The sequence below is a fragment of the Pseudonocardia sp. UM4_GMWB1 genome (genome assembly GCF_017312155.1).
GTDB lineage: Bacteria > Actinomycetota > Actinomycetes > Mycobacteriales > Pseudonocardiaceae > Pseudonocardia > Pseudonocardia alni.
Genome location: NZ_QJPN01000001.1, coordinates 5045295 through 5071128 on the forward strand (window position 1 = coordinate 5045295; position 25834 = coordinate 5071128).

A 25834-nucleotide genomic window follows, 5' to 3' on the forward strand; every position below is an offset into this window, starting at 1 on the left:
CCGCGGCACGTCCCGCGAGGCTCAGTCCGGGCGCGCCCACCCCGTGCTCCGCTGCACCGCCCGCTTCCAGTTGTCGTGCTCGCGGCGGCGCAGACCCGGGTCCATCCTCGGCTCCCAGGCGGCCGCTCGGTGCCAGTTGCGGCGCAGCACCTCCGGGTCCGGCCAGTAGCCGACGGCCAGGCCGGCCGCGTACGCCGCGCCGAGCGACACCGCCTCCGAACCCAGGGGGCGTTCCACCGTGAGGTCCAGGACGTCGGCGACGCACTGCATGAGCAGGTGGTTCGCGGTCATGCCGCCGTCGACCTTCAGGCGGGTGACGGGAAGGCCGGAGTCGGCGTTCATCGCGTCGAGCACCTCACGGGTCTGCCACGCGGTCGCCTCCAGCACCGCGCGGGCGAGGTGGCCGCGGTGGATGTAGGAGGTCAGGCCGACGATCACCCCGCGGGCGTCGGGGTACCAGTGCGGGGCGTAGAGACCGGAGAAGGCGGGGACGACATAGCAGCCGCCGTTGTCCGGGACGGTCAGTGCGAGCGTCTCGATCCGGGCCGCCGTGGAGATCATGCCCAGCGCGTCGCGGAACCACTGGACCAACGAGCCCGTCATCGCGATGGAGCCCTCGAGCGCGTAGACCGGCCGGTCCCCGAGCAGGTAACCGACGGTCGGGATCAGACCGGCCTCGGACCCGGCGATGCGCGAGCCGGTGTTCTTCAGCAGGAACGCACCCGTCCCGTAGGTGCACTTCGCCTCGCCGGGCGCGAAGCACGTCTGGCCGACCAGCGCGGCCTGCTGGTCGCCGAGCGCCCCGGCCACCGGCACCCCGTCCAGCAGACCGGCACACCGGCCGTACACCCGGGAGTTCGGCACGATCGTCGGCAGCATCGCCCGCGGTACCCGCAACGCCGAGCACAGCGCGTCGGACCACTCCAGCGTGCGCAGGTCCATCAGCATCGTGCGGCTGGCGTTGGTGACGTCGGTGACGTGCACGCCGCCGTCGGGGCCGCCGGTCAGGTTCCAGATCAGCCAGGACTCCATGGTCCCGAACAGGACCTCGCCGCGCTCGGCGCCGTCGCGCGCACCGGGCACGTGGTCGAGCAGCCACTGCAGCCGGGGGCCCGCGAAGTACGTCGCCGGGCCGAGCCCGCTCACCCGGGCCCAGCGGGCGGCGTCGGCGTCGGCGGCGAGCCCGGCGACGATGTCGGTGGTCCGGGTGTCCTGCCAGGTGATCGCCCGCGCGAGCGGGACCCCGGTGCGGCGGTTCCAGACGACCGTCGTCTCGCGCTGGTTCGCGATCCCGAGCGCGACCACGTTCTGCGGCCCCAGGCCGGCGCGGCGCAGCGCGGCGGGCACGACCCGGGTCACCGCACGCCAGATCTCCGAGGCGTCGTGCTCGGCGCGGCCCGGGCTCGGGAAGTGTTGGCGGTGCTCGCGCTGGGCGACGGCGACCATCCGTCCCGAGCGTGTGAACAGCAGGCACCGCGTCGAGGTCGTCCCCTGGTCGATGGCGGCGACCACCCGCTCCCCCGCCGCGACCGTGCTCACGTCAGTCCCTCCAGCCCGTCGGCGATCTCCCCGGCCGCGGCGACCAGCTCGACGACGGGCTCGGGCCGGGCCCGCCCGTCGGCGGCGAACAGCTCCTCCACCGGCGCACCGATCCCGAGCGCCGCGACGGTCAGCCCACCCCCGCTGCGCACCGGTACCGCGAGGCCCCCGACCCCCGGTTCCCAGCCGCCTGCGTCGTCCGCCCAGCCGCGGCGGCGCGTCGTCGTGATCTCCCGGGCCAGTACCGCCGGGTCGGTCACGGTCGCGCGGGTGTAGGTCTCCAGCGGCTCGACCGCCCGCACCGACGCCGGCGCGAAGGCCAGCAGGCACCGCCCCCACGCCGTCGCGTGCAACGGCTGCGTGGTGTTGGTCCGCAGCCGCTGCGGTGTGTCGTCCGGCCGGAACACGTGGTGCACCAGGTCGACCCCGGCCCCGTCGGCGGACGGCACTCCCAGGTACACCGCGCAGCCGGTGCCCGCCGCCAGCGCATCGGCCCAGTTCATCGCCCGGGCGCGCAGGTCGTGCCGGTCCCACGGGGTGCCCAGCCGCCCCAGTCCCTCGCCCAGCAGGTAGCGGCCGGACGACGGCTCCTGCGCCACCAGGCCCTCCTCGCGCAGCGTGCGGAGCAGCCCGTGCGCGGTGGGGCGCGGCAGGTCCAGCGCCGCCGCCAGCTCGGCGAGCGCCAGTGGTCGCCCCGCACCGCCGAGCAGCCGCAGCAGCGCGGCCGCCCGCTCCACCGACTGGATCGCCCGCGCCACGCCGCGATCGTAGGCCGTACGGACGCCACGTGTACTCGATCATGGGGCGATCGACCCGCAACGTTCGGCATCGTCGAACGGATCGCGTTGCCCGGCGCCCGGCGCGCTCCTAGCGTCGCGTCGCACACGGCGGGGCCGCCCGGCCCCGCGAGGGGGACTCACCCAGAAGGGGGTTCGATGACGAGCTCCGAGAACACCGCGGCCGCGCCCGCCACCACCGAGAAGGCGCCCTCGCTGCTCGGCGAGCTGAGCGCCGAGTTCGCGGGCACGATGATCCTCATCCTGTTCGGCGTCGGCGTCGTCGCGCAGGTGACGACCACGCCGGACGGCTCCAACGGCCAGTACGACTCCATCGCCTGGGCCTGGGGCTTCGGCGTCATGCTGGGCGTCTACGTCGCCGGCCGGATCTCCGGCGCGCACCTCAACCCGGCGGTCACGCTGGCCTTCGCCGTGTACGAGGGCTTCCCGTGGCGCAAGGTCGGCCCGTTCGTCCTGGCCCAGACCCTCGGCGCGTTCGTCGCCGCGCTGATCGTGCGGTTCGTCTACGCCGACTTCATCCGGTCGGTCGACCCGAACCTCACCGAGACCCAGGGCATCTTCTCGACCTCGCCGGGCGCGCCGACCACCATCACCACGGCGTTCTTCGACCAGGTCGTCGGCACCGCGATCCTGGTGTTCGTGATCTTCGCGCTGGTCCACCCCCGCAACAAGGGCCCGATGGCCAACATGGCGCCGTTCATGATCGGCATCCTGGTCGTCGGCATCGGCATGGCCTGGGGTGCGAACGCCGGCTACGCCATCAACCCCGCCCGCGACTTCGGGCCGCGGCTGGCCTCCTGGGTCACCGGCTACGACACCGCCTGGGTGACCCGCGACGGCACGCCCTACTGGTGGCTTCCGATCGTCGCTCCGCTGATCGGCGCCCTGATCGGGGGCGGCCTGTTCAAGGCCCTCATCGACCGGTACATCCCCGCGGAGGACGCTCCGCAGGAGGTCGGGCGGGTCTGACCCGGCCGACCCCCGTCCGCCCGCCCCACCCCCCGCCCCGATCCCCGCAAGAAGGAGAGCTCAATGGCCGAGTTCGTCGGCGCCGTCGACCAGGGCACCACCTCCAGCCGCTTCATGATCTTCGACCACAGCGGCAACGAGGTGGGTCGCCACCAGCTGGAGCACGAGCAGATCCTGCCGCAGGCCGGCTGGGTCGAGCACGACCCGATCGAGATCATCGAGCGCACCAACACCTGCCTGCAGCAGGCACTCACCAAGACCGGGCTGTCCGCGTCCGACCTGGTCGCGCTGGGCATCACCAACCAGCGTGAGACCACCGTCGTGTGGAATCGGCGCACCGGGCGCCCGTACTACAACGCGATCGTCTGGCAGGACACCCGCACCGACCGGATCGCGACCGCGCTCGACCGCGACGGCCGCGGCGACGTCATCCGCCGCAAGGCGGGCCTCCCGCCCGCCACGTACTTCTCCGGCGGCAAGATCCAGTGGATCCTGGAGAACGTCGACGGCGTCCGCGAGGCCGCGGAGAACGGCGACGCGGTCTTCGGCAACACCGACACCTGGGTCATCTGGAACCTCACCGGCGGCACCAACGGCGGGCTGCACGTCACCGACGTGACCAACGCCAGCCGCACCATGCTGATGGACCTCGAGACCCTCGACTGGGACGACGAGCTGCTCGGCTTCTTCGGCATCCCGCGCCGGATGCTGCCGGAGATCAAGCCGTCGTCGTCGGCGACCGCGTTCGGGAAGACCCTGGCGAACGGGCCGCTCGGCGGCGAGGTCCCCATCACCGGCGACCTGGGCGACCAGCAGGCCGCGACCGTCGGCCAGGTCTGCTTCGCCCCCGGCGAGGCGAAGAACACCTACGGCACCGGCAACTTCATGCTGCTCAACACCGGCACCGAGCTGGTCCGCTCGGAGTCCGGCCTGCTCACCACGATGTGCTACCAGTTCGAGGGCGAGCGTCCGGTCTACGCGCTGGAGGGCTCCATCGCGGTCACCGGCTCGGCCGTGCAGTGGCTGCGCGACCAGCTCGGCATCATCTCCGGCGCCTCGCAGTCGGAGTCGCTGGCCCGCCAGGTCGAGGACAACGGCGGCGTGTACTTCGTCCCGGCGTTCTCCGGCCTGTTCGCGCCGTACTGGCGTTCCGACGCCCGCGGCGCGATCGTCGGCCTGTCCCGGTTCAACACCAACGCACACCTGGCGCGGGCCACGCTGGAGGCGATCTGCTACCAGTCCCGCGACGTCAGCGACGCCATGACCCAGGACTCCGGGGTCACCCTGGAGACGCTGAAGGTCGACGGCGGCGTCACCCAGAACGAGCTGTGCATGCAGATCCAGGCCGACGTGCTGGGTGTGCCGGTCTCGCGGCCCGTCGTCGCCGAGACCACCGCGCTCGGCGCGGCCTACGCGGCCGGGCTGGCCGTCGGGTTCTGGAAGAACACCGACGAGCTGCGGGAGAACTGGAACGAGGCCCGGCGCTGGGAGCCGACCTGGTCCGAGGAGCAGCGCAACGAGGGTTACGGCCGGTGGAAGAAGGCCGTCGAGCGGACCCTGGACTGGGTCGACGTCCAGTAGGGCCACCCGCCCGGTGTCGCCCTCACCACACGTGAGGGCGACACCGGGCACACCCGCGATCGGACGGGTGTTCAACGGGTAGTCCCCCGGCGGGACAGCACGAGCACGAACCACTCAGGAAGGTCTGATCATGAAATCGGTGGCGCTCTCTCCGGAGGCCCGTACCACGGCGCTGCAGGCGATGGGCGACCGCGAACTGGACGTGCTGGTCGTCGGCGGTGGCGTCGTCGGCGCCGGTGCCGCCCTCGACGCGGCCACACGTGGTCTGTCGACCGGGCTGGTCGAGGCCCGCGACTTCGCGTCCGGCACGTCGAGCCGTTCCTCCAAGCTCATCCACGGCGGTCTGCGCTACCTGGAGATGCTCGACTTCCGCCTGGTGGCCGAGGCGCTGCAGGAGCGGGGGCTGCTGATCCAGACCCTCGCGCCGCACCTCGTCCGCCCGGTGCCGTTCGTCTACCCGCTCAAGCACCATGTGTGGGAGCGCTTCTACGCCGGTGCCGGCGTCGCGCTCTACGACTCTCTCGGGCTGCTGTCCGGCCGGGCCCGCGGCCTGCCGCACCACCGGCACCTCACCCGTCGCGGCGCCCGCAAGGTCGTGCCCTCGCTGCGTCGCGACGCCCTGGTCGGGGCCCTGGAGTACTACGACGCCCAGGTCGACGACGCCCGCCACACCATGGAGATCGCCCGCACCGCGGCCGCCTACGGCGCGCACGTCGCGACCCGCGCCCGCGTCGTCGGACTGCTGAAGGACTCCGGCCGCGTGATCGGCGCGACCGTGCAGGACCTGGAGTCCGGGGACCGGTTCGACGTCCGCGCCAAGGAGGTCATCAACGCCACCGGGGTGTGGACCGACGACACCCAGGGCCTCGCCGGCGAGCGCGGCCAGTTCAAGGTGCGCGCGTCCAAGGGCATCCACCTGGTCGTCCCCCGCGACCGGATCCGCGGCGACGCCGGGCTGATCCTGCGCACCGAGAAGTCGGTGCTGTTCGTCATCCCGTGGGGCCGGCACTGGATCATCGGCACCACCGACACCGACTGGGACCTGGACAAGGCGCACCCGGCGGCGAGCGCGGCCGACATCGAGTACCTGCTCGCGCACGTCAACGAGGTGCTCGAGCAGCCGCTGACCCACGAGGACGTCGAGGGCGTCTACGCCGGTCTGCGCCCGCTGCTGCACGGCGAGTCCGAGGCGACCTCGAAGCTGTCCCGCGAGCACGCCGTCGCCACGCCGGTGCCCGGTCTGGTCGTCGTGGCCGGGGGCAAGTACACGACCTACCGCGTGATGGCCAAGGACGCCGTCGACGCTGCCGTGCACTCGCTCGACGCGAAGGTGCCCGCCTCCTGCACCGAGAAGGTCCCGCTGCTCGGCGCCGAGGGCTTCACGGCGCTGCGCAACTCGACCCACCAGCTCGCCGGGCGCAGCGGGCTGCACCCGGTGCGGATCGAGCACCTGCTCGGCCGGTACGGCTCGCTGATCGACGAGGTCCTCGACCTCCTCATCGCCGACCCGACCCTGGCCGAGCCGCTCACCGGCGCCGAGGACTACCTGCGGGCCGAGGTCGTCTACGGCGCCTCGCACGAGGGCGCGCGGCACCTGGAGGACATCCTCGCCCGCCGCACCCGGATCTCGATCGAGACCTTCGACCGGGGCGTGGGTGCCGCCGAGGAGACCGCGACACTGGTCGCCCCGGTGCTGGGCTGGAACGACGAGCAGATCGCCCGCGAGGTCGACCACTACGTCAAGCGGGTCGAGGCCGAGCGGGAGAGCCAGAAGATGCCCGACGACGCCACCGCCGACGCCGCCCGGCTCGGCGCGCCGGACGTGGTACCGGTCAGCGGCTGAGCACCGCCGCCACCCCGTGAGCGAACCCGAGCGGACCCCGGACGGGCGGTACATCGTCGTCCGGGGCCGCCGGTGGCGCGCCACCGACCCGACGATCCCGGACGACGTGCGGTCCGCGCTGCAGCAGCACCTCGGAAAGGCCCGCGCCGAGGTCGGTGCCGGTAGGCGGACCGGCGACGACGACCGCGTCGCCGCCGCCCGGACGCGGGTGTCCGCGGCCAAGCACGGCCTCGGCGAGCGCGGCACGCCCTGGTGGGACCTGGACGACGACGCCCGCCGGGAGCGCTGGGAGACCGCGCTGCACGACCTCGGCGACCGACCCGCCGGCAGTTCCTGATCGAGGACCGGATCCGTCCGCGATCGGTCCTATCGTCGTTCCCGTCGGACCGGGACGGCCCCGGTCCGCGGACCCCGAGAGGCGGCCCCGGAGATGAACGCCACCGACGAGAAGCAGGCCCTGACCGGCGAGCGTGCCGAGCTGATCGCCACCCTGGAGCGGCACCGCGGCTTCCTGCTGCAGACCGCCGACGGGCTGACCGACGAGCAGGCGCGCACCCGCAGCACGGTGAGTGCACTGACGATCGCCTCGCTGCTCAAGCACGTCGCGGACACCGAGGAGCAGTGGTTCCGCTTCGCCGTCGAGGGCGCCGCCGCGTTCGGTGACGTCGAGGTCTACAACGACTCCGTCGACTGGGACGCCGTCGACGCCGAGGCCGACGCGAACGGCGGTGACTGGTCCGCCTCCGGCGAGGAGTGGGTGGACACCCGGTTCGTCCTGGCCGACCACGAGACCCTGGAGTACCTGCGGGCCCGGGTCGAGCAGGTCGCCGCGCGCACCGAGGAGGTGCTGCGGACCGCGGACCTGGACTCCTCGCACGCCCTGCCGGTCGCGCCGTGGTTCGAGCCGAACACGTCCTGGTCGGTCCGCCGGGTCGCGATCCACATGCTCGCCGAGACCAGCCAGCACGCCGGGCACGCCGACATCATCCGCGAGGCGATCGACGGCGCGCGCACGATGGGCTGAGCCCCGGTAGGCAGGCTCCGGGGGCGGCGTGGCTCCGGCGGCCCCGGACCGCGCGGGCCCGGCGCCGGGGTTACGTTGCGGCGGTGGCGGACCAGGTGAGCATCGCAGACATCGAGACGGCGGCGGAGCGGATCGCCGGGGGCGTGGTGCGTACCCCGACCGTCCCCTCCCCCGGGCTGTCCGCGGCCCTCGGCGCGCCCGTGCTGCTCAAGCTGGAGCACCTGCAGCGGGCCGGGTCGTTCAAGCCGCGCGGGGTGCTGGCCAAGCTCGCGTCGCTGACCGACGCCGAGCGCGCCGCGGGCGTCGTCGCGGTGTCGGGTGGCAACCACGGGCTGGCCGTCGCCGAGGTCGCGGGCGCCGCGGGGGTGGACGCGGTCGTCGTCATGCCGCGCACCGCGCCGGCCCGGTCGGTCGCCGCGGCCCGCGCCGCAGGTGCCGACGTACAGCTCACCTCCGACATCGCGGCCGCGTTCGCGCAGGCCGGGGAGCTGCAGCGGGCAGGACGGACGCTGGTGCACCCGTTCGACGACCCGGTGATCGTCGCCGCGCAGGGCACCGTGGGGCTGGAGCTGGCCCGCGACGCCGTCGCTCTCGGCGAGCCGCCGACCGACGTGCTGGTCTCCATCGGCGGCGGGGCGCTGATCTCCGGGGTCGCCACCGCGGTCCGCGCGCTGCTGCCCGGCACCCGGGTCTGGGGTGTGGAGACCGTCGGCGCCGAGGCGATGTCCGCCGCCCTGGCCGCGGGCGGCCCGACGCCCGTCACGATCTCGTCGGCGATCACCACGCTGTCCGCGCCGTCGGCGTCGCAGCTGACCTACGACCACGTCCGTGCGCTGGTGCACGAGGTCCTCGTCGTCGACGACGCCGAGGCCCACCGCGGCACCCTCACCCTCGCCGAGCACGCCGGGATCTGGGCCGAGCCGGCCGCGGGCTGCCTGGTCCCGGCCGCCCGCCGGATCGTGGAGCGGCACCCGGACGCCCGGCTCGCCCTGGTGGTCTGCGGCGGCAACGCCGACGTCGCCGACGTGGTCCGCGACGCGGCGCGGCCGTGATCACCGGTCGTGGAGCGCAGCGTCCGCGAGGCGGGCGTGATGCTCCGCAACCGGTGATCACCGCGGGATGACCGTGTGCGGCCGGGGCGTTGGCCCGGGTGTGGAGCGGACCGGGGTCGTGGTGATCGGCGCGGGCCAGGCGGGCCTGTCGGCGGCGGCCGGGCTGCGGCGCGGCGGGCTGGAGCCGGGCCCCGGGTTCGTCGTGCTGGACGGCGAGGACGGCCCCGGCGGCGCGTGGCGGCACCGCTGGCCGACGCTGCGGATGCGCACGGTGAACGGCATCCACGACGTCGCCGGGGTCCGCTCCGGATTCGACGACCCCGGCGCCGACCCGGACCTCCCCGCGCGCGACGCCGTCCCCGCCTACTTCGGCCGCATCGAACGCGAGCTGGACCTGCGGGTCGTCCGCCCGGTGCACGTCACCCGGGTGTCCGACGCCGGCGGGTCCCCGGTCGTCGACACCGGCGGGCCGCCGGCCGTCGACACCGGCGGGTCACTGGCTGTCGACACCGACCGCGGCACCTGGGTCGCCGACCACCTGGTCAACGCCACCGGCACCTGGACCCGCCCGTTCGTCCCCGCCTACCCGGGCCTCGCGACCTTCCGCGGTACGAGCCTGCACGCCCGCTCCTACCCCGGCCCGCAGGCCATGGCCGGGAAGCGGGTCGTCGTGGTCGGCGGCGGGATCACCGCGGTGCAGCTGCTCCTGGAGATCGCCCCGTACGCCGCCGCGACGACGTGGGTCACCCGCCGGGAGCCCGAGTGGCACAGCACGCCGTTCGGGCCCGAGCAGGGACGCGCCGCCGTCGCCCGGGTCGAGGAACGGGTCCGGGCCGGGCTGCCGCCGCGCAGCGTCGTCGGCGTGACCGGGCTGGGGCTCACGCCCGGGGTGCAGGCCGGGATCGCGAGCGGGGTGCTGGCGCGCAGGCCGATGTTCACCCGGGTCGCGCCGGACGGGGTGGAGTGGTCCGACGGCACCCGGGAGCCCGCGGACGTGCTGCTGTGGGCGACCGGCTGGCGGCCCGCGCTGGGCCACCTCGCCCCGCTGCGGCTGCGCGGACCGGGCGGCGGGATCGTCATGGGCGGGCCGCGCGACACCGGCGTCGTCGCCGACCCGCGGGTGCACCTGGTCGGCTACGGCCCGTCGGCGAGCACGATCGGCGCCGACCGGGCCGGTCGCGCCGCGGCGCGCGCGGTCCTGGAGCGGCTACCGGTCGCGGCCGGCGCCTGAGTCGGCGGCCTCCCGGCCGAGCAGCCGGTACTCCCGGATCACCATCACGATGATCGCGATGTCGAGCGCGGCGAGGAACGGCAGCACGACGGAGTGCGTGTGCCAGGCGTGGACCAGCTCGTACACGACGAACATCGCCAGGATCACCACCGCGGGCGGGTAGGCGGGGCGCCAGCGGGTCAGCAGCGCCGCGACCAGGCCGAGCTTGAGCACGCCGTGCAGCCCGAGGTAGACGATGACGAAGGTGCGGTCCCCGCCGGCGAAGCGGTCGACGCCCTCGGTCAGGTGCCGGGCCAGGGTGCCGTCCGGCGGACCGATCAGGTCGCGGGCGAGGATCTGCGCGACGACCCGGTGCAGCCAGTCCCCCGACACCAGTACCAGCGCGACGGCGCCCAGCAGCTCCGCCGCCCCGTCGATGCCCTTCACGACCAGGGCGACGCGGAACAGCTGCTCGGTCCGGCGGGCCGAGGTCGTCGTCGCCGTCGGTCCGGCGGTCACCGGGTGATCCCGGTGTGGCCGAGGGGGTAGCGGCCGGGCTGCGGCCACATGCACAGCCCGCGCGGGCCGTCACCGACCGGGATCCGCCGGATCGGATGGCCGTCGTCGGCGGAGAGCACGTACACCTCCCGGTCGTAGCGCCCGGACGGCCACAGGGTCCGGCCGTCGGCCGAGACGTTACCCATGTCGGGACCCACCTTCCCGGGGATCCGCCGGAGCGCCTCCGTCACCGCGAGCAGGGCTGCGGCGGCCGCCGCGCGCAGCACCTCGCGCCCGGGACGTCCCGGCGGACGGCTCCACCCCTCGCGACCCCACGCCGCGGACTGTAGACCCTGCCCGACCTGCGAATTCGGTGACCCGAGGGAGGATCGGGACGGACCGGACGAGCCGGGCGAGACCGTGGCGCGAACACGCGCCGGGGCGCTACAGTTATTAGCGATGCTCAACAAATCGGGACCGGCCGACCGGTACAAGTGGGTCGCACTGTCGAACACCACGATGGGCGTGCTGATCGTGACGATCAACATGTCGATCCTGCTGATCGCGCTGCCGGACATCTTCCGCGGCATCGGGATCGACCCGCTGGCGCCGGACAACATCGACTACCTGCTGTGGCTGATCATGGGGTACCTCGTCGTCACGGCGGTGCTGGTGGTCAGCTTCGGCCGGCTCGGCGACATGTACGGCCGTACCCGCATGTACAACCTGGGCTTCGCCGTCTTCACGGTGTTCTCGGTGCTGCTGGCCGCCACCTGGATGCAGGGCGACGCCGGCGCGGTCTGGCTGATCACGATGCGGGTGCTGCAGGGTGTCGGCGGGGCGCTGCTGCTCGCCAACTCGACCGCGATCCTCACCGACGCGTTCGGAGTCCACCAGCGCGGGCTCGCGCTCGGGATCAACTCCGTCGCGGCGATCGCCGGCTCGTTCCTCGGACTGGTCGTCGGCGGGGTGCTCGCCCCGGTGAACTGGCACCTGGTGTTCCTGGTGTCGGTCCCGGTCGGGGTGTTCGGCACGATCTGGGCCTACGCCCGGCTCCGCGACACCGGCGCCCGCCGCGCGGCGCGGATCGACTGGTGGGGCAACCTGACGTTCGCGGTCGGGCTCGTCGCCGTCCTGATGGGCATCACCTACGGCATCCAGCCCTACGGCGACGACGTCATGAGCTGGACCAGCCCGCTCGTCCTCGGCCTGATCCTCGGCGGGATCGCGGTGCTGGCGCTGTTCACCTGGATCGAGCGCCGGGTGCCCGAGCCGATGTTCCACGTCTCGCTGTTCTCGATCCGTGCGTTCACCGCGGGCAACATCGCGAGCCTGCTGGCCGCGCTCGGCCGCGGCGGGCTGCAGTTCATCCTGATCATCTGGCTGCAGGGCATCTGGCTGCCCGAGCACGGCTTCCCGTTCGAGACGACGCCACTGTGGGCGGGCATCTACATGGTCCCGCTGACGATCGGGTTCCTCGTCGCCGGACCGGTGTCGGGCATCCTGTCCGACCGCTACGGCGCCCGCGCCTTCGCCACGGTCGGGATGCTCGGTGCGGCCGCGACGTTCCTCGCGCTGCTGGCGCTGCCGGTGGACTTCGACTACCGGGCGTTCGCGCTGCTGCTGGCACTCAACGGCCTGGCGATGGGTCTGTTCAGCTCCCCGAACCGGGCGGCGATCATGAACTCGCTGCCCGCGCACCAGCGTGGCGCCGGGGCCGGCATGACCTCGACGTTCCAGAACGCGGCGACGGTGCTGTCGATCGGGGTGTTCTTCTCGCTGCTCATCGCGGGCCTGTCGACGACGCTGCCCACGTCGCTGCACGACGGGCTCGTGGCACAGGGTGTGCCGGAGCTCGCGGCGGACCGGGTCGCGGCGCTGCCGCCGGTCGGGATCCTGTTCGCGGCGCTGCTGGGCTACAACCCGATCGCGACGCTGCTCGGCCCGCAGGTCCTCGGCACGCTGGCGCCCGCACAGTCGGCGTACCTGACCGGGCGGGAGTTCTTCCCGCAGCTGATCTCCGGCCCGTTCGCCGACGGGCTGACCTTCGCGCTCGGGTTCGCCGCCGTCGCCTGCCTGGTCGCCGCGGTGGCGAGCGCACTGCGCGGCGGGAAGTACCACCACGTCGACGGGCCCGTGGTGACCGACGGCGACGCGACCGGCGCGGCGCGGCCGGCGGCGACCCGCGGCTGAGGCCCGCCCGGCACACCGCGACCCCGGCCCGGCGGTGCCGGGGCCGGGGTGTCACGGCGCGGGGGTCAGTCCGCGGCGACCTCGCTGCCGTCCTGGCTCCAGCGGGTGTGGAACTTGCCGTCGGCGTCGGTGCGCGCGTAGGTGTGCGCGCCGAAGTAGTCGCGCAGCCCCTGGATGAGGTTGGCCGGGCCGCGCTCGCGACGGTAGCCGTCGTAGTAGGACAGGCTGGAGGAGAACGCGGGGATCGCCACGCCCTGCTCGGTCGCGGTCACCACGACCCGGCGCCACGCGTCCTGTGCGTTCGCAACGGCCTCGGTGAAGTACGGGACCATCAGCAGGTTGTCCAGGTCCGGGTGGGACTCGTAGGCCTCGGTGATCCGGTTGAGGAACTGGGCGCGGATGATGCAGCCGCCGCGCCAGATCCGGGCCATCGCGCCGAGGTCGAGGCCCCAGTCGTTGGCCTGCGAGGCGGCGCGCATCTGCGCGAAGCCCTGGGCGTAGGCGACGACCTTGGACGCGTAGAGCGCCTGGCGGATGTCCTCGACGAGCTCGTCGCGGTTCTTCCCCGAGCCCGGGGTCGGGCCGCCCAGAGTCGTCGAGGCCTCCCGGCGCTCGTCGCGCAGGTTGGACAGCGTGCGGGCGAACACGGCCTCGGTGATGCCGGTCAACGGGACGCCGAGGTCGAGCGCGTCGATGGCCGTCCAGCGGCCGGTGCCCTTCTGCTCGGCCTGGTCGACGATCACGTCGACGAGCGGCTTCCCGGTCTTCTCATCGGTCTTGGCCAGCACGATGCCGGTGATCTCGATGAGGAAGGACTCGAGGTCGCCCGAGTTCCACTCCTCGAAGATCTTCCCGATCTCCGGCGCGGACAGCCCGGCGACGTGCGTGAGCAGGTCGTAGGCCTCGGCGATGAGCTGGATGTCGGCGTACTCGATGCCGTTGTGCACCATCTTCACGTAGTGCCCGGCGCCGCCGGGGCCGACGTGGGTGCAGCACGGGGTGCCGTCGACGTTCGCGGCGATCGCGGTGAGGATCTCCTCGACCTCGCCGTAGGCCTCCTGCGGGCCGCCGGGCATGATGCTCGGCCCGTTGAGGGCGCCCTCCTCGCCGCCGGACACGCCGATGCCCATGAAGCGCAGCCCGCGCTCGGAGCAGTACGCGGCACGGCGGTCGGTGTCGGGGAAGTGCGAGTTGCCGGCGTCGATGATGATGTCGCCGCTGTCGAGCAGCGGGGCCAGCTCGTCGATGACGGCGTCGACCGGCTTGCCCGCCTTCACCATGACGACGATCTTGCGCGGGGTCTCCAGCGCGTCGACGAACTCCTGCAGCGACTCGGTGCCGGTGAAGGCACCCTCGTCGCCGTAGTCCTTCATGAACTCGGTCGTCTTCGAGGTGGTGCGGTTGTGCACCGCCACCGGGAAGCCACGGCGGGCCATGTTGCGGGCGAGGTTCGCCCCCATCACCGCCAGCCCGGTGACCCCGATCCGGCTCTTCTCCGCCATCAGTGCTTCCTCCGTGTCGTTCGGACGCCGCTGTACCCGACCCATCCTGGCCCGCGGCCCCCGGCGGCGCAGCGAGGAGCGCGTGTCCCCTCGGTCACCCCGCGAGGAAGTCGGCGAGCAGGGCGCTCGCGGTCTCCGGCGCCTCCTCCGGGATCCAGTGCCCGCAGCCCTCGACGCGCTCGAAGCGGAAGTCGTCGACGTACGCCGAGGAGCCCCGCATCTGCCCCTCGGTGAGCGCGAGGTCGCCGTCGCTCCACACCCCCATCGTCGGCACCGTGATCCGCGGGGGCTGCGGGATCGTGGTGGGCACGAACGTCGCCGGGTCGATGTTGGCGCGGTACCAGTTCAGCGACGCCGTCAGGGCGCCCGGCCGGGACAGGTCGGCGAGCTGGCGGGCGGCCATCGGGTGCCCCTCGGGCAGCGTCGCGTGCAGCCAGCCGCGCAGGAACTGCCAGTCGTCGGCCGGCATCACCTGCTCGGCGACGCCGGGGAACTGGAACCAGAGCATGTACCAGGACATCGCCTTCTGCCGGAACCCCGCGGTGGCGAACGCGGCGGGATGCCCGACGGAGAACGCGGCGTAGCGGGTCACCCGCGGCGAGGCGAGGGTGAGGGCCCAGCCGAGGGAGGCGCCCCAGTCGTGCCCGGCGAGGGCGAACCGGTCGATGCCGAGCGCGTCCGCGACGCCGAGGACGTCGGCGGCCAGGGCCCGCATCCGGTAGTGCTCGACCTCGGCCGGCCGGTCGGAGTCCCCGAAGCCGCGCAGGTCCGGGACGACGACCCGGTACCCGGCCCCGGCGAGCGCGGCGGCCTGGTGGGTCCACAGGGCGGCCCGGTCCGGCCAGCCGTGCAGCAGCAGGACGGGGCTGCCGTCGCCGCCGGTGTCGTGCACGGACAGGGTGATCTCGGGCAGGGTCGTGCCGGGGACGGTGATCCGCTGCGGGGCCGGGAGCGTCATGGGCCGACCGTATCCCCGGTTCCCGCCCGCTGGGACGCCGCGCACGGCGGGACCGCCGGTGGGGTGACACTGGCCCGATGGTCCGCCTCTCCCCCGACACGGACCGGGACGGCCGGGCCGTGCCGGTGGGCGTGATCGGCCTGGTCGGCGGCGTCGTCGGCGGGCTGATCGGCGGCGGCAGCGGAGTGCTGTTCGTGCCCGCGCTCGACCGGTTCACCGCGATGTCGCGGACCCGGATCCACGGCTCGTCGACGATCGCGAACATCGGGGTCTGCGTCGCCGGTGCGGCCGCCTACGCGCTCGGCGGCGGGTCGCTGGACCTGCGGACCGGCGCCGGGCTGATCGTCGGTGGCACGGTCGGCGGGTGGATCGGCCCGAAGCTGCTGGCGCGCGCGTCGGAGACGCTGCTGCGGGTCCTGCTGGTGGCCGTGCTGGTGCTGACGGCGGCGAAGCTGCTCGTCGACGCGCTGGGCGTGCCGCTGCTCGGCGGGGCGGTGGTGCCGGCGTCGCTGGTCGCCGATCCCTGGTTCCTGTATCCGACGGCGACGGTGGTCGGCCTGGTCATCGGCGCCTGGGCGGGTGCGATGGGACTCGGCGGCGGGCTGCTCGCGGTGCCGGCGATGGTGCTGCTGTTCGGCACGGACCTGCACGTCGCGGCCGGGACCTCGCTGCTGATGTTCATCCCGAACTCGATCGTCGGGACGGTCGTGCACCTGCGTCAGGGCACCGCGTCCGGGAGGTGGGGCACGGTACTGGCGGTGACCGCCGCGCCGGGCACGGTGGCGGGCGCGGTCCTCGGCCTGGCGCTCGACGCGGTCGTGCTGGGGCTGGTGTTCGGCACGTTCGCGACCGCGATGGCGGCGCGCGAGACCGTCGGACTGGTCCGCCGACGACGGGAATGAGTGCGCAGACGACCCGGAACGCGCTACCCTTCAGGGTGCGCTCAGAACACGAGAACGTGGACCAGCACCCAAAGTATAACACGGATGGCAAGACCCCGGCGACCTCCGCTTCCGCCTACGAGGCGGAGCTGACCCGCGAGACCCGGCACCTCCGCGGGCTGCACGCCCTGCTCGACGACGAGCTCGCCGCCGCGGGCGCGCAGGCCCGGGGCGCCGCCGCCGAGCGTGCCGGGGAGCAGCTCAGCGCCCGCTGGGAACGCGACGTGTCGGTGCACCGCGCCTCGGAGCGGGTGCGCACGCTCACCGCGGCCCGCGCGGGACTGTGCTTCGGGCGTCTCGACCACGTCGACGGGGCCGCCCCGACCCGGGTCGGCCGGATCGGGCTGACCGACCCGGCCGACGGCGAGAGCGCGCTGGTCGACTGGCGGGCGCCGGCCGCGCAGCCCTTCTACTGCGCCACCCCGGTCACCCCGCTCGGTGTGACCCGGCGCCGGCACTACACCGTCGCCGGCACCGCGCCGCACGAGCGGGTCGCCGGCTTCCACGACGACCTCCTCGACGGCGACGGGCCCGGCACCGGGACCGTGTCGGCGTCGGACCCCGCGCTCCTCGCCGCCCTCACCGCGCCGCGCGGGACCCGCATGCGCGACATCGTCACCACCATCCAGTCCGAGCAGGACGAGATCATCCGTCTGCCGCTGTCGGGCACCGTCGTGATCGAGGGCGGCCCCGGGACGGGCAAGACCGCCGTCGCGCTGCACCGGATCGCGTACCTGCTCTACACCCACCGCGACCGGCTCGCCCGCAGCGGCGTGCTCGTCGTCGGGCCGAGTGCGGGGTTCGTGCACTACGTCGGCGGGGTACTGCCCGCGCTCGGCGAGTCCGCGGTCGTGTTCACCACCCCCGGACGCCTCGCGCACGGCGTCGTGGCGGAGGCGACCGACCCGCCGGGGACGGCCCGGCTCAAGGGCGACCTCGCGATGGTCGACGTGCTGCGCCGCGCCGTCGACGACCGCCAGGAGCTGCCCGAGGCACCGGTCGCGATCGAGATGGACGACGTCACCGTCGAGATCAGCACGGCGCCGGCCGCCGAGGCGCGCCGCCGGGCCCGTGCCACCGGGCAGCCGCACAACATCGCCCGCGCCACGTTCCGCGACACCCTCGGGCGGCTGCTCGTCGACCAGGGTCTGGAGCGGCTCGAGGTCGGTCTGGAGGACCCGCCGGAGCTCGCGGAGCTGCTGGCGGAGCTGGACATCCCGGAGATCGAGCCCGCCGGGGCGGCCGAGGTGTCGGCCGAGATGCGGGCCGAGCTGCGCGACGCGTTGCGCACCGACCCCCGGTTCCACGCGGCCGTCGAGCAGCTGTGGCCGGTGCTGACCCCGCAGCGGGCCCTGGCCGAGCTGTACGCCGACCCGGACCGGCTGGCCGCCGCGGGTGCTCCGGAGTCGCTGCGGCGGGAACCGGGCACGCCGTGGACCGTGGCCGACGCGCCCCTGCTCGACGAGCTCGCCGAGCTACTCGGCCCGGTCCCCGACGGGACACCCGCCACGGCACCGGAGCCGGACGGCGCCTACGCCGCCGAGGTGCTGACCGTGCTGGAGTCCGCGGACCGGTCGCTCGCCGGGGAGGACCCGGACGAGCTGCGGCCCACCGACTTCGTGACCGCGGACATGCTCGCGCAGCGGCACGTCGCCGGGGTGCCGCTGACCGTGGCCGAGCGCGCGGCGTCGGACCGGGACTGGCGCTACGGGCACCTCGTCGTCGACGAGGCGCAGGAGCTGTCCGCGATGGACTGGCACGTGCTGCTGCGGCGCTGCCCGGCGCGGTCGATCACCGCGGTCGGCGACCTCGCCCAGCGCAGCGCCCCGGCCGGCGCCCGGGCCTGGGCCGACGTGCTCGCCCCGCACCTGGCCGGACGCTGGACGCACCGCACGCTGACGGTGAACTACCGGACGCCGTCGGAGATCATGGACGCCGCCGCGCGGGTGCTGGCGACCTACGCCCCGGACCGTCGCCCGCCGGAGTCGGTGCGCAGCACCGGTGAGCAGCCGTGGACGCGCACGGTCCCGGCCGGGGAGCTCGGCGCCGCGGTCCGCGCCGCCGTCGACGACGAGCGGGCCCGCACCGCCGACGGGACGGTCACCGTCATCGCCCCGCCCGGCACCGACCTGGGGGCCCCCGGCGTGCCGGTGCACACCCCGGTGTCGTCGAAGGGCCTGGAGTTCGACGCCGTCGTGATCGTCGACCCGGAGCGGATCCGGGCGGCCGACCCGGCGGACCTCTACGTCGCGATGACCCGCGCGACGCAGCGGCTCGGGCTCCTGGAGGTGACCGGCTAGAACGCCGGCCAGGGGATGGCCGGGCCGTAGCCGTCCGGGCCGGGGAAGCGCGGCTCGGCGAGCAGGTGGTCGATCCGGGAGCGCAGCGCCGCGACCTCGCGGCGGGTGACGTGCTCGCCGAGGACGTCGGCGAACTCACCGGCCAGCCGGGCGCGCAGCTCCTTGAGGACGGCCGTGTGCTCCTCGCCGAGCTCGTCCCCGACCCAGCCCCACAGGACGGTGCGCAGCTTCGGCTCGGTGTGCAGGGTCAGGCCGTGGTCCACGCCGTAGACGTCGCCGTCCCCGGCGAGGATCACGTGCCCGCCCTTGCGGTCGGCGTTGTTGACGACGACGTCGAACAGCGCCATGTCCCGCAGCTGAGGGTGGTCGGCGTGGACCAGCACCACCGGGTCCCCCGCGCCGTCCCGGGCACGGAGCACCGGCAGCCAGCCGCCGGGGATCTCGTGCGGCTCGCACAGCTCGACCAGCGACTCGGTGGCGAGCTGGACGGTCTCCTCGGTGATGTCGCCGTCCAGCTCGTCGCCCGCGTCGTCGGCGGGCGGCTCGGACAGGGCGCTCTCGTCCCCCGAGGAGACCCAGGCCTGCACCATGCCGGTCCCGAACGGGGCCTGGTCGCGCAGCACCGTGGGCGGGACGACGTCGAGCCCGGAGATCTGGGAGACGAGGAAGGCGCCGACCTCGCGCCCGGCGAGGGTGCCGTCCGGGAAGTCCCACAGCGGGCGCTCCCCGCGCACCGGCTTGTACACGCAGCGCAGCTCGACGCCGTCGAGGGAGACGGTGCCGAACAGGGTGGCGTTGGAGGCGTCGACCATCCGGCCGGTGATGTCCATGCGGCCGGTGCGCAGGACCTCGAACACGGCGGGGTCGCGCAGGTCGAGCGTCACTCCGTCCCGGCCACGGGGTTGCGGTCGTGGTAGCCGTTGAGGCGCACGCAGACGTGGCCCTCGGGGTCGAGCGGCTCGGCGCAGAGCGGGCACGGGGCACGGCCCGCGTCGACGACCTTCTCGGCGCGCTCGGCGAAGGCCTTGGCCGCCGTCGGGGACAGGAACACGCGCAGCGCGTCCGGGCCCTCCTCGGTGTCGTCGAGGACGACCGACTCGTCGATCTCCTCCTCGGTGACCGCGAGCAGCTCGACGACGATCGAGCTCGAGTCGGCGTCCCAGCCCAGGCCCATGGTCCCGACCCGGAACTCCTCCTCCAGCGGGACCGCGAGCGGGTCGCTGTCCGAGGACCCCGTGGCCACGGTCGCGCCGAGCAGGTTGTCCTCGCCGAAGCGCTTCGACACCTCGCCCAGCAGCGCCGTGATGCGTTCGGCCAGCACCGAGACCTGCTGTTTCTCCAGCAGCACACTGATCGTGCGGCTGCTCTCGATCGCCTGCAGGTAGAAGGCGCGATCGCCGGGCTCGCCGACGGTCCCGGCCACGAAGCGGTCGGGTCGGCGGAAGACGTGGATGACGCGTGCCATGACCCTTCCCAGGGTAGGCGTATCCGGCTGCGGGGGCATCCCCGCGGTCACCTGTGGGTGCGTCCACCAGGGACGATGCGAGGTGGATCACCCCGCCTCACGCGTTCGTGGAACCCCCGACCACGGCGTCGGAGGCGTTCACCGGCTGTTCCTCGCCCTCGGCGGGCTTCGGCTTGGGGACCAGGCTCGCGACGTCGCCGGACTGCTCGTTCATCCGCGCGACGAACGGCCGCAGCTCGGTGTAGGTGACGACGCTCACCGAGCAGGTGTCGACGACGATCCGCTGGAAGTTGTCGAGGTGGCTGGCCAGCGCGTCGGCGAGGATCGCCTTGATCACGTCCCCGTGGCTGCAGGCCAGGACGATCGCGTCCTCGCCGTGCTCGGCCCGGACCCGGGCGACGTGGCGACGCACCGCCGCGACCGAGCGGGCCTGCATCCCGGCCAGGGACTCGCCGTCCGGGAAGGTCGCGGCCGACGGGTGCGCCTGGACGACCTTCCACAGGTCCTCCTTGAGCAGGTCGGTGATCTTCCGCCCGGTCCACGCGCCGTAGTCGACCTCGGCCAGGTCGTCCTCGACGACCGGCTCCAGCCCGCGGGCCGCCGCGAGCGGCGCGACGGTCTGGCGGCACCGCTCCAGCGGGGAGGTCACGACCGAGGCGATCGGCAGGGCCGCGAGCCGGTCGACGACGGCCGCCGCCTGCTCCCGGCCGCGGTCGTCGAGCTCCACACCCGGGGTACGCCCGGCCAGCACGCCCGCGGTGTTCGCGGTGGACCGGCCGTGCCGCAGCAGGATCAAGGTCGTCACGCCGACCGAGGCTACGGGAGTGACGGCGGTCAGTACGCGCTGACCGCGCCGAGCGACAGGGCGGCGAGCAGGGCGACACCGAGCGCGATCCGGTAGGCGACGAACACGTAGACGGTGTTGTTCTGCACGAACCGGAGCAGCCAGGCGATCACCGCGTAGCCGACGACGAACGCGACCACCACCGCCACGAGCATCTGCGCCCCGGACGGGCCGTCGCCGGCGAACACGTCGGGCAGCGTGAACAGGCCGGCCCCGAACACCGACGGGATCGCCAGCAGGAACGAGTACCGCACGATCGCGGGCCGGGTCAGCCCCAGGAACAGGCCGGCGGTGATCGTGCCACCGGACCGCGAGACGCCCGGGATCAGCGCCATGGCCTGGGCGAAGCCGAGCAGGATGCCGTCCTTGACGGTGATCCGTTCGACCGGTTTGACCTGCTTGCCGAAGCGCTCGGCCAGGCCGAGCAGGACACCGAACACGATCAGCGTGGTCGCGACCAGCCAGAGGTTCCGGGCGACGCCCTCGATCTGGTCCTTGAACAGCACCCCGAGCACCGCGATCGGGACCGACCCGATGATGACCAGCCAGGCCAGCCGGTAGTCGTCGGTGGCGCGGACCTCGGCGTCGCGGAACCCGCGCACCCAGGTGAGGAACAGGTGCCAGATGTCCTTGGCGAAGTAGACGATCACCGCGGCCTCGGTGCCGAGCTGGGAGACGGCGGTGAACGCCGCCCCCGGGTCCCCGCCGAAACCGACCGCCGAGACGATCCGCAGGTGCGCCGAGGAGGACACCGGGAGGAACTCGGTGAGCCCCTGGACGATCCCGAGGACGACGACCTCGAGCCAGCTCACGACCGGCTCCCGTCGCGGCCGCGGGCCGGGGCGCCCCGGTCCGGCGTCGTCCGGTCCTGGCGGCTCGGCTCCTGGATGATCACGGGCCGTCACCGTACTCGCCGAGACGGGGGTCACTCTGCGCGCCCTCACCGGTCCCGCGGGCCCGCGCGCCTAGGCTCGGCGACCGTGCAACGCAGACCGGTGGGCAGCAGCGGCCTCGAGGTGTCGCGGGTCGGCCTGGGCACCATGACCTGGGGCGAGGACACCTCCCCCGCCGATGCCGCGGACCAGCTGCGCGCGTTCGTCGACGTCGGCGGGACCCTCGTCGAGACCGCCGAGGACTACGGCGGCGGCGCCGCCCAGCAGGTGCTCGGCGGGCTGCTGCGGGGCACCGTGCGTCGCGACGACGTCGTCCTCGCCGGACGCGGCACGGCCGCCCCCGACGCGGGTGAACGGGCCTCGCGGACCGCGCTGCTGCGCTCACTGGACCGCACGCTGCGCCGGCTGGGCACCGGGCACCTGGACCTGTGGCAGTTCCCCGGCTGGGACCCCCGGGTGCCGCTGGACGAGACGCTGTCCGCGGTGCAGGTCGCCGTCTACTCCGGACGGGTGCGCTACGCCGGGCTGGTCGCCCCGGCCGGCTGGCAGCTGGCGACCGTCGCGGGTGGCGCCACCGCCGGGCCCGACCCGGCCGTCTGCCGTCCGGTGTCGGCGCAGGTGGAGTACTCGCTGCTCGCCCGGGAGCCGGAGGCCGAGCTCCTGCCCGCCGCCCGGTACCACGGCCTCGGGCTGCTGGCCTGGGCCCCGCTGGGCCGGGGGGTGCTCACGGGCAAGTACACCGACGGCACCCCGGCGGACTCGCGGGGCGCGAGCGCGCTGCTGGCCTCGTACGTGGAGGCGCGCCGCACCGAGCACTCGGCACGGATCGTCCAGTCGGTCCTCACCGCCGCCGACGGGCTCGGCACCTCACCGCTGTCGGTGGCGCTGACCTGGGTGCGGGACCGCCCGGGGGTGGCCTCGGCCGTCGTCGGGGCGCGGGACGCGGCCCAGCTGCGGGCCTCGCTCGCAGCCGAGGACCTCGTGCTGCCCGCCGAGATCCGCACCGCGCTCGACGACGTGAGCGACCCCGTCTGAGCCTCCCCCGCCGGCCCGGGTGCCCTTTACAGTGGGAATGCCCGACGCGACACCCACCGTTCACCCGGTGGGCACCGACGAGCACGGCACGACCGGGAGGCACGCATGACCGAGGGCGCTGGGAACGGGTCGGAGGACTCCGCCGCCGGGAATCGGGTGGCCGGGACTCGGGACGGCGACGGCTGGACCGACGACCGGTACGAGTACCGCCCGGTCCGCATCGAGGGGGACGTCTCCCGGCTGACGGCGTCGGTGCGGCTGGCGATCCAGGCCGAGTTCTCCGGCTGGGAGCTGTCCCGGCTGCGCCTCTACCCCGGCGGCGTGCGCAAGATCGTGCTGCGACGACGGCTCGGCGCCCAGCAGGGCCTGCTGCCCGAGCCCACCTTCTGACGGTCCCCGCCCGTCAGCCGCCGTAGGGCACCGTGATGAGCTCCAGGCGGTGCCCGGACGGGTCGTCGAAGTACACGCCCCGGCCGCCGTCGTGGGTGTTGATCTCGCCGGGACGGCTCCCGCCGGGGTCTGCCCAGTACTGCCGGCCGCGGGCGGTGATCCGGGCGAACGCGGCGTCGAACTCGTCGTCGGAGACCAGGAACGCGTAGTGCTGCGGGACGATCGTCGCCGGGTCGGCGTCCATGAAGTCCAGGTCGACGCCGTTGGCGACACGCACGACCCGGAACGGCCCGAACGACGTCGGCTCGGGCAGTCCCAGGATCTCGGCGAGGTACGCCGCCCCGGCGCGCTTGTCACGGGAGTGGACGATGGTGTGGTTCAGCTCGGCCATGCGCCCAGGATGTGACCTGCACCGCGGTTCAGGTCAAGACCCCTCTCAGGCGTCCTGCCAGCCGACGTCCGGCGGCGTGCCCGCCCCGCGCGGGCTGGGCACCCCCCGGAAGCCGTAGGGCGCGGGCTCGCGGCCGGGCTGCACGTACCAGCATTCCCCCGGCTCGCCCCGCTCCAGGATCTGCTCGACGGCCGCGGCGACGTCGTCGGCACCCAGCAGCGGGAAGTCGCCGAACTGGGCGCGGACGTTGCCGATCAGCGGGGTGTCGGCGAACCCGGGACACACGGCGGTGACCCGGATACCCTCCCCCGCCAGCGCCGGGCCCGCGGCCCGGACGTAGCCGACGACGGCGTGCTTGGTCGCGGTGTAGAGCGCGTCGCCGGGCAGGCCGATCAGCCCGGCCAGCGACGCGGTCGCCACCACGTGCCCGCCCCCGGCGCGGCGCAGCGCCGGGACGGCGGCGTTGAGCCCGAACACCACGTGGTCGAGGTTCACGCCGAGGATGCGCCGGTAGCCGTCCAGGTCGAGGTCGGTGACGCCGGACTGGCCCGCCGTGATGCCGGCGTTGAGCAGCACGATGTCGAGCCGCCCGAAACGCTCCTCGGCCGCGGCCACCGCGGCGGCCATCGCCGCGGGGTCGGTGACGTCGGCCGCGTGGGCGAGCCCACCGGCCCTCTCCGCGACGGCCGCGGCGCCGTCGGCGTCCCGGTCGACGACCACGACCTGCGCACCTGCCGCCACCAGCCGGTCGACCGCGGCCGCGCCGATGCCCGACGCGCCTCCGGTGACCAGGGCGACCTTGCCCGAGAGATCCATGCCGCCACCCTGCCACCCGGCGGCCGGTGCCGTCACGGAGCGGGGTGCCGGACCCGGCCGGGCCCGGCGTCCCCGTCACACCGTGCGTAGGAAGCGGTCGAGCACCCGGGTGCCGAACCTCAGCGCGTCCACCGGCACCCGCTCGTCGATGCCGTGGAACAGCGACGCGAAGTCCAGCTCCGGGGGGAGCCGCAGCGGCGCGAAGCCGTAGCACTTCATGCCCAGCGTCGAGAACGCCTTCGCGTCGGTCCCCCCGGACAGCATGTACGGGACGATCTCGGCGGTCGGGTCCTCGGTGCGCAGCGCGGCCTGCATCGCGTCGGTCAGTGCACCCTCGAACGGCGTCTCGACGGCGGGCAGGTCGGTGACCCACTCGCGCTCGACGTCCGGGCCGAGCAGCTCGTCGACCTCGCGCAGGAACGCCTCCTCGCGGCCCGGCAGCACCCGGCAGTCGACGACCGCCTCGGCCGTCGACGGGATGACGTTGGCCTTGTACCCGGCGTCGAGCATCGTCGGGTTCGCGGTGTCCCGGACGGTCGCGCCGATGATCCGCGAGATCGGGCCGAGCTTGGCCAGTGCGCCCTCGAGGTCGTCCTCCGGGTACTCGACGCCGGTCAGCTCGGTCATCCGGTCCAGGAACGCCTGCACCGTGTCGGTGATCGTGAGCGGGAACGTGTGGTTCCCGAGCCGGGCGACGGCCTCGGCCAGGATGGTGACGGCGTTGTCGTCGTGCAGGAACGAGCCGTGGCCGGGCTTGCCCCTGGCCCGCAGCCGCATCCAGGCGATGCCCTTCTCCGCGGCCTCGATCAGGTACGCCCGCTGGTCCTCACCGAGGGTCAGCGAGAACCCGCCGACCTCTCCGACGGCCTCCGTGCACCCCTCGAAGAGATCGGGCCGGTGCTCGACCAGCCACTGCGCGCCCCACTTCCCGCCGGCCTCCTCGTCGGCGACGAAGGCCCACACGATGTCCCGCGGCGGGACGACGCCCTCACGCTTGAAGCGGCGGGCGACCGCCAGCATCATCGCGTCCATGTCCTTCATGTCGACGGCGCCGCGGCCCCAGACGTAGCCGTCCTGCACGGCCCCGGAGAACGGGTGCACCGACCACTCGCGCGCGTCCGCGGGGACGACGTCGAGGTGGCCGTGCATCAGCAGTGCACCGCGGGAGCGGTCGGCGCCCTCGAGCCGGGCGATCACGTTCATCCGCCCGGGCATACCGGACTCGACCAGCTCGACCTCGTAGCCGACCTCGCGCAGCTTGTCCGCGACGTAGTCGGCCGCCTCGGCCTCACCGACGAGGGTCTCCGGGTCGGCGGTGTTGGTCGTGTCGATCCGGATCAGCTCCGAACACAGCTGCACGACCTCGTCCTCGGCGCTGGTCGGGTCGTCGTTCGCTGAAGCGGTCATGGGCGTCGTTCTACCACCGGCGACGCGTGCCGACCCCGCCGCAACCCGGCCGTGGGCCTCGGCTATGCTTCCCTCACGACGCGATCGAGAGATCGCGACGTCCGAGTGGCGGAATGGCAGACGCGCTAGCTTGAGGTGCTAGTCCCCGTATAAGGGGGTGGGGGTTCAAGTCCCCCCTCGGACACA

At 73.9% G+C, this 25834-nt stretch carries 25 protein-coding genes and 1 tRNA gene; 13 read left to right on the top strand and 13 right to left on the bottom strand.

Annotation, left to right across the window (positions count from 1 at the left end; all coding sequences use genetic code 11):
* Positions 1–21: 21 nt before the first annotated feature.
* Together glpK (DMP15_RS23575) and DMP15_RS23580 are read right to left on the bottom strand one after the other, a co-directional pair.
* Positions 22–1539: a glycerol kinase GlpK gene (glpK, locus tag DMP15_RS23575; protein WP_100879897.1), complete on the bottom strand. Its 1518-nt coding sequence runs from the start codon at positions 1537–1539 to the stop codon at positions 22–24.
* On the bottom strand, positions 1536–2297 hold the full coding sequence (locus tag DMP15_RS23580) for an IclR family transcriptional regulator (protein ID WP_073575444.1): 762 nt from the start codon (positions 2295–2297) through the stop codon (positions 1536–1538). Before DMP15_RS23580 ends, glpK (DMP15_RS23575) begins: the two co-directional genes overlap by 4 nt.
* Before the next feature lie 177 nt (positions 2298–2474).
* Here DMP15_RS23580 and DMP15_RS23585 point away from each other — a divergent pair, with 177 nt between their 5' ends.
* The 7 genes from DMP15_RS23585 (at position 2475) to DMP15_RS23615 (ending at position 10036) form a co-directional block, all read left to right on the top strand.
* Positions 2475–3305 (top strand): MIP/aquaporin family protein, encoded by an 831-nt coding sequence (locus DMP15_RS23585; RefSeq protein WP_337826459.1) that lies wholly within the window; start codon positions 2475–2477, stop codon positions 3303–3305.
* A gap of 63 nt (positions 3306–3368) precedes the next feature.
* Complete coding sequence (gene glpK / locus DMP15_RS23590; RefSeq protein ID WP_073575446.1) at positions 3369–4886, top strand: glycerol kinase GlpK; 1518 nt, start codon at positions 3369–3371, stop codon at positions 4884–4886.
* Between the two features lie 130 nt (positions 4887–5016).
* Entirely contained in the window at positions 5017–6729 is a 1713-nt protein-coding gene (locus tag DMP15_RS23595) for a glycerol-3-phosphate dehydrogenase/oxidase (protein WP_073575447.1), read from the top strand.
* Positions 6730–6745: 16 nt separating this feature from the next.
* A complete protein-coding gene (locus DMP15_RS23600) occupies positions 6746–7066 on the top strand; it encodes a hypothetical protein (RefSeq protein WP_073575448.1) in 321 nt (106 codons plus the stop codon).
* A 93-nt stretch (positions 7067–7159) separates the two neighbouring features.
* Complete coding sequence (locus DMP15_RS23605; RefSeq protein WP_073575449.1) at positions 7160–7753, top strand: DinB family protein; 594 nt, start codon at positions 7160–7162, stop codon at positions 7751–7753.
* 95 nt (positions 7754–7848) lie between these two features.
* Positions 7849–8805: a pyridoxal-phosphate dependent enzyme gene (locus tag DMP15_RS23610; RefSeq protein ID WP_337826460.1), complete on the top strand. Its 957-nt coding sequence runs from the start codon at positions 7849–7851 to the stop codon at positions 8803–8805.
* A 100-nt stretch (positions 8806–8905) separates the two neighbouring features.
* A complete protein-coding gene (locus tag DMP15_RS23615) occupies positions 8906–10036 on the top strand; it encodes a flavin-containing monooxygenase (RefSeq protein ID WP_337826461.1) in 1131 nt (376 codons plus the stop codon).
* Here DMP15_RS23615 and DMP15_RS23620 read toward each other — a convergent pair.
* Together DMP15_RS23620 and DMP15_RS23625 are read right to left on the bottom strand one after the other, a co-directional pair.
* Complete coding sequence (locus tag DMP15_RS23620) at positions 10013–10534, bottom strand: DUF2127 domain-containing protein (RefSeq protein ID WP_073575451.1); 522 nt, start codon at positions 10532–10534, stop codon at positions 10013–10015. The genes DMP15_RS23615 and DMP15_RS23620 overlap by 24 nt on opposite strands.
* On the bottom strand, positions 10531–10719 hold the full coding sequence (locus DMP15_RS23625; protein WP_237453875.1) for a YncE family protein: 189 nt from the start codon (positions 10717–10719) through the stop codon (positions 10531–10533). Before DMP15_RS23625 ends, DMP15_RS23620 begins: the two co-directional genes overlap by 4 nt.
* Before the next feature lie 253 nt (positions 10720–10972).
* Here DMP15_RS23625 and DMP15_RS23630 point away from each other — a divergent pair, with 253 nt between their 5' ends.
* Entirely contained in the window at positions 10973–12706 is a 1734-nt protein-coding gene (locus tag DMP15_RS23630) for an MFS transporter (RefSeq protein WP_139282794.1), read from the top strand.
* A gap of 65 nt (positions 12707–12771) precedes the next feature.
* Here DMP15_RS23630 and gndA read toward each other — a convergent pair whose 3' ends face one another.
* Together gndA and DMP15_RS23640 are read right to left on the bottom strand one after the other, a co-directional pair.
* Positions 12772–14208 (bottom strand): NADP-dependent phosphogluconate dehydrogenase, encoded by a 1437-nt coding sequence (gene gndA / locus DMP15_RS23635; RefSeq protein ID WP_161152111.1) that lies wholly within the window; start codon positions 14206–14208, stop codon positions 12772–12774.
* Positions 14209–14302: 94 nt separating this feature from the next.
* Positions 14303–15166 (bottom strand): alpha/beta fold hydrolase, encoded by an 864-nt coding sequence (locus DMP15_RS23640; RefSeq protein ID WP_073575454.1) that lies wholly within the window; start codon positions 15164–15166, stop codon positions 14303–14305.
* Between the two features lie 77 nt (positions 15167–15243).
* On the opposite strand from DMP15_RS23640, the gene DMP15_RS23645 reads away from it, so the two are divergent.
* Both DMP15_RS23645 and DMP15_RS23650 read left to right on the top strand, forming a co-directional pair.
* Positions 15244–16068, top strand: coding sequence for a sulfite exporter TauE/SafE family protein (locus tag DMP15_RS23645; protein WP_161152113.1), 825 nt, complete (start codon positions 15244–15246; stop codon positions 16066–16068).
* A 56-nt stretch (positions 16069–16124) separates the two neighbouring features.
* Entirely contained in the window at positions 16125–18407 is a 2283-nt protein-coding gene (locus DMP15_RS23650) for a UvrD-helicase domain-containing protein (protein WP_337826462.1), read from the top strand.
* Here the strand turns inward: DMP15_RS23650 and DMP15_RS23655 are convergent.
* The 4 genes from DMP15_RS23655 to DMP15_RS23670 all read right to left on the bottom strand — a co-directional run bounded on the left by DMP15_RS23655 (position 18404) and on the right by DMP15_RS23670 (position 21528).
* Positions 18404–19237: an SCO1664 family protein gene (locus DMP15_RS23655; protein WP_073575524.1), complete on the bottom strand. Its 834-nt coding sequence runs from the start codon at positions 19235–19237 to the stop codon at positions 18404–18406. The genes DMP15_RS23650 and DMP15_RS23655 overlap by 4 nt on opposite strands.
* Positions 19238–19287: 50 nt before the next feature.
* A complete protein-coding gene (locus DMP15_RS23660; RefSeq protein ID WP_073575457.1) occupies positions 19288–19872 on the bottom strand; it encodes a DUF3090 domain-containing protein in 585 nt (194 codons plus the stop codon).
* Between the two features lie 97 nt (positions 19873–19969).
* Positions 19970–20677, bottom strand: a complete 708-nt coding sequence (locus tag DMP15_RS23665) for a histidine phosphatase family protein (protein WP_073575458.1) — start codon at positions 20675–20677, stop codon at positions 19970–19972.
* Positions 20678–20706: 29 nt separating this feature from the next.
* Complete coding sequence (locus tag DMP15_RS23670) at positions 20707–21528, bottom strand: undecaprenyl-diphosphate phosphatase (RefSeq protein WP_100879887.1); 822 nt, start codon at positions 21526–21528, stop codon at positions 20707–20709.
* Between the two features lie 168 nt (positions 21529–21696).
* Here DMP15_RS23670 and DMP15_RS23675 point away from each other — a divergent pair, with 168 nt between their 5' ends.
* Positions 21697–22644, top strand: a complete 948-nt coding sequence (locus DMP15_RS23675; protein ID WP_073575460.1) for an aldo/keto reductase — start codon at positions 21697–21699, stop codon at positions 22642–22644.
* Between the two features lie 105 nt (positions 22645–22749).
* Positions 22750–23034, top strand: a complete 285-nt coding sequence (locus DMP15_RS23680; RefSeq protein WP_062400830.1) for a DUF5703 family protein — start codon at positions 22750–22752, stop codon at positions 23032–23034.
* Positions 23035–23047: 13 nt separating this feature from the next.
* On the opposite strand, the gene DMP15_RS23685 is transcribed toward DMP15_RS23680, so the two are convergent.
* The 3 genes from DMP15_RS23685 to DMP15_RS23695 all read right to left on the bottom strand — a co-directional run bounded on the left by DMP15_RS23685 (position 23048) and on the right by DMP15_RS23695 (position 25648).
* Positions 23048–23425, bottom strand: coding sequence for a VOC family protein (locus DMP15_RS23685; protein ID WP_073575461.1), 378 nt, complete (start codon positions 23423–23425; stop codon positions 23048–23050).
* A 45-nt stretch (positions 23426–23470) separates the two neighbouring features.
* Positions 23471–24241, bottom strand: coding sequence for an SDR family oxidoreductase (locus DMP15_RS23690; RefSeq protein ID WP_073575525.1), 771 nt, complete (start codon positions 24239–24241; stop codon positions 23471–23473).
* A 75-nt stretch (positions 24242–24316) separates the two neighbouring features.
* Positions 24317–25648 carry a M20/M25/M40 family metallo-hydrolase gene (locus DMP15_RS23695; RefSeq protein ID WP_161152115.1) on the bottom strand — a complete coding sequence of 444 codons (1332 nt, stop codon included), beginning with the start codon at positions 25646–25648 and terminating at the stop codon, positions 24317–24319.
* 99 nt (positions 25649–25747) lie between these two features.
* On the opposite strand from DMP15_RS23695, the gene DMP15_RS23700 reads away from it, so the two are divergent.
* Positions 25748–25832, top strand: a tRNA-Leu gene (locus DMP15_RS23700).
* Positions 25833–25834 lie beyond the last annotated feature (2 nt).

Excerpts from the sequence above, each read along its gene's own strand:
- DMP15_RS23585 (WP_337826459.1), top strand. The coding sequence starts at position 2,475 with ATGACGAGCTCCGAGAACACCGCGGCCGCGCCCGCCACCACCGAGAAG.
- glpK (WP_073575446.1), top strand. The coding sequence starts at position 3,369 with ATGGCCGAGTTCGTCGGCGCCGTCGACCAGGGCACCACCTCCAGCCGC.
- DMP15_RS23595 (WP_073575447.1), top strand. The coding sequence starts at position 5,017 with ATGAAATCGGTGGCGCTCTCTCCGGAGGCCCGTACCACGGCGCTGCAG.
- DMP15_RS23605 (WP_073575449.1), top strand. The coding sequence starts at position 7,160 with ATGAACGCCACCGACGAGAAGCAGGCCCTGACCGGCGAGCGTGCCGAG.
- DMP15_RS23625 (WP_237453875.1), bottom strand. The coding sequence starts at position 10,719 with ATGGGTAACGTCTCGGCCGACGGCCGGACCCTGTGGCCGTCCGGGCGC.
- DMP15_RS23630 (WP_139282794.1), top strand. The coding sequence starts at position 10,973 with ATGCTCAACAAATCGGGACCGGCCGACCGGTACAAGTGGGTCGCACTG.
- gndA (WP_161152111.1), bottom strand. The coding sequence starts at position 14,208 with ATGGCGGAGAAGAGCCGGATCGGGGTCACCGGGCTGGCGGTGATGGGG.
- DMP15_RS23640 (WP_073575454.1), bottom strand. The coding sequence starts at position 15,166 with ATGACGCTCCCGGCCCCGCAGCGGATCACCGTCCCCGGCACGACCCTG.
- DMP15_RS23645 (WP_161152113.1), top strand. The coding sequence starts at position 15,244 with ATGGTCCGCCTCTCCCCCGACACGGACCGGGACGGCCGGGCCGTGCCG.
- DMP15_RS23655 (WP_073575524.1), bottom strand. The coding sequence starts at position 19,237 with ATGGACATCACCGGCCGGATGGTCGACGCCTCCAACGCCACCCTGTTC.
- DMP15_RS23660 (WP_073575457.1), bottom strand. The coding sequence starts at position 19,872 with ATGGCACGCGTCATCCACGTCTTCCGCCGACCCGACCGCTTCGTGGCC.
- DMP15_RS23680 (WP_062400830.1), top strand. The coding sequence starts at position 22,750 with ATGACCGAGGGCGCTGGGAACGGGTCGGAGGACTCCGCCGCCGGGAAT.
- DMP15_RS23685 (WP_073575461.1), bottom strand. The coding sequence starts at position 23,425 with ATGGCCGAGCTGAACCACACCATCGTCCACTCCCGTGACAAGCGCGCC.
- DMP15_RS23690 (WP_073575525.1), bottom strand. The coding sequence starts at position 24,241 with ATGGATCTCTCGGGCAAGGTCGCCCTGGTCACCGGAGGCGCGTCGGGC.
- DMP15_RS23695 (WP_161152115.1), bottom strand. The coding sequence starts at position 25,648 with ATGACCGCTTCAGCGAACGACGACCCGACCAGCGCCGAGGACGAGGTC.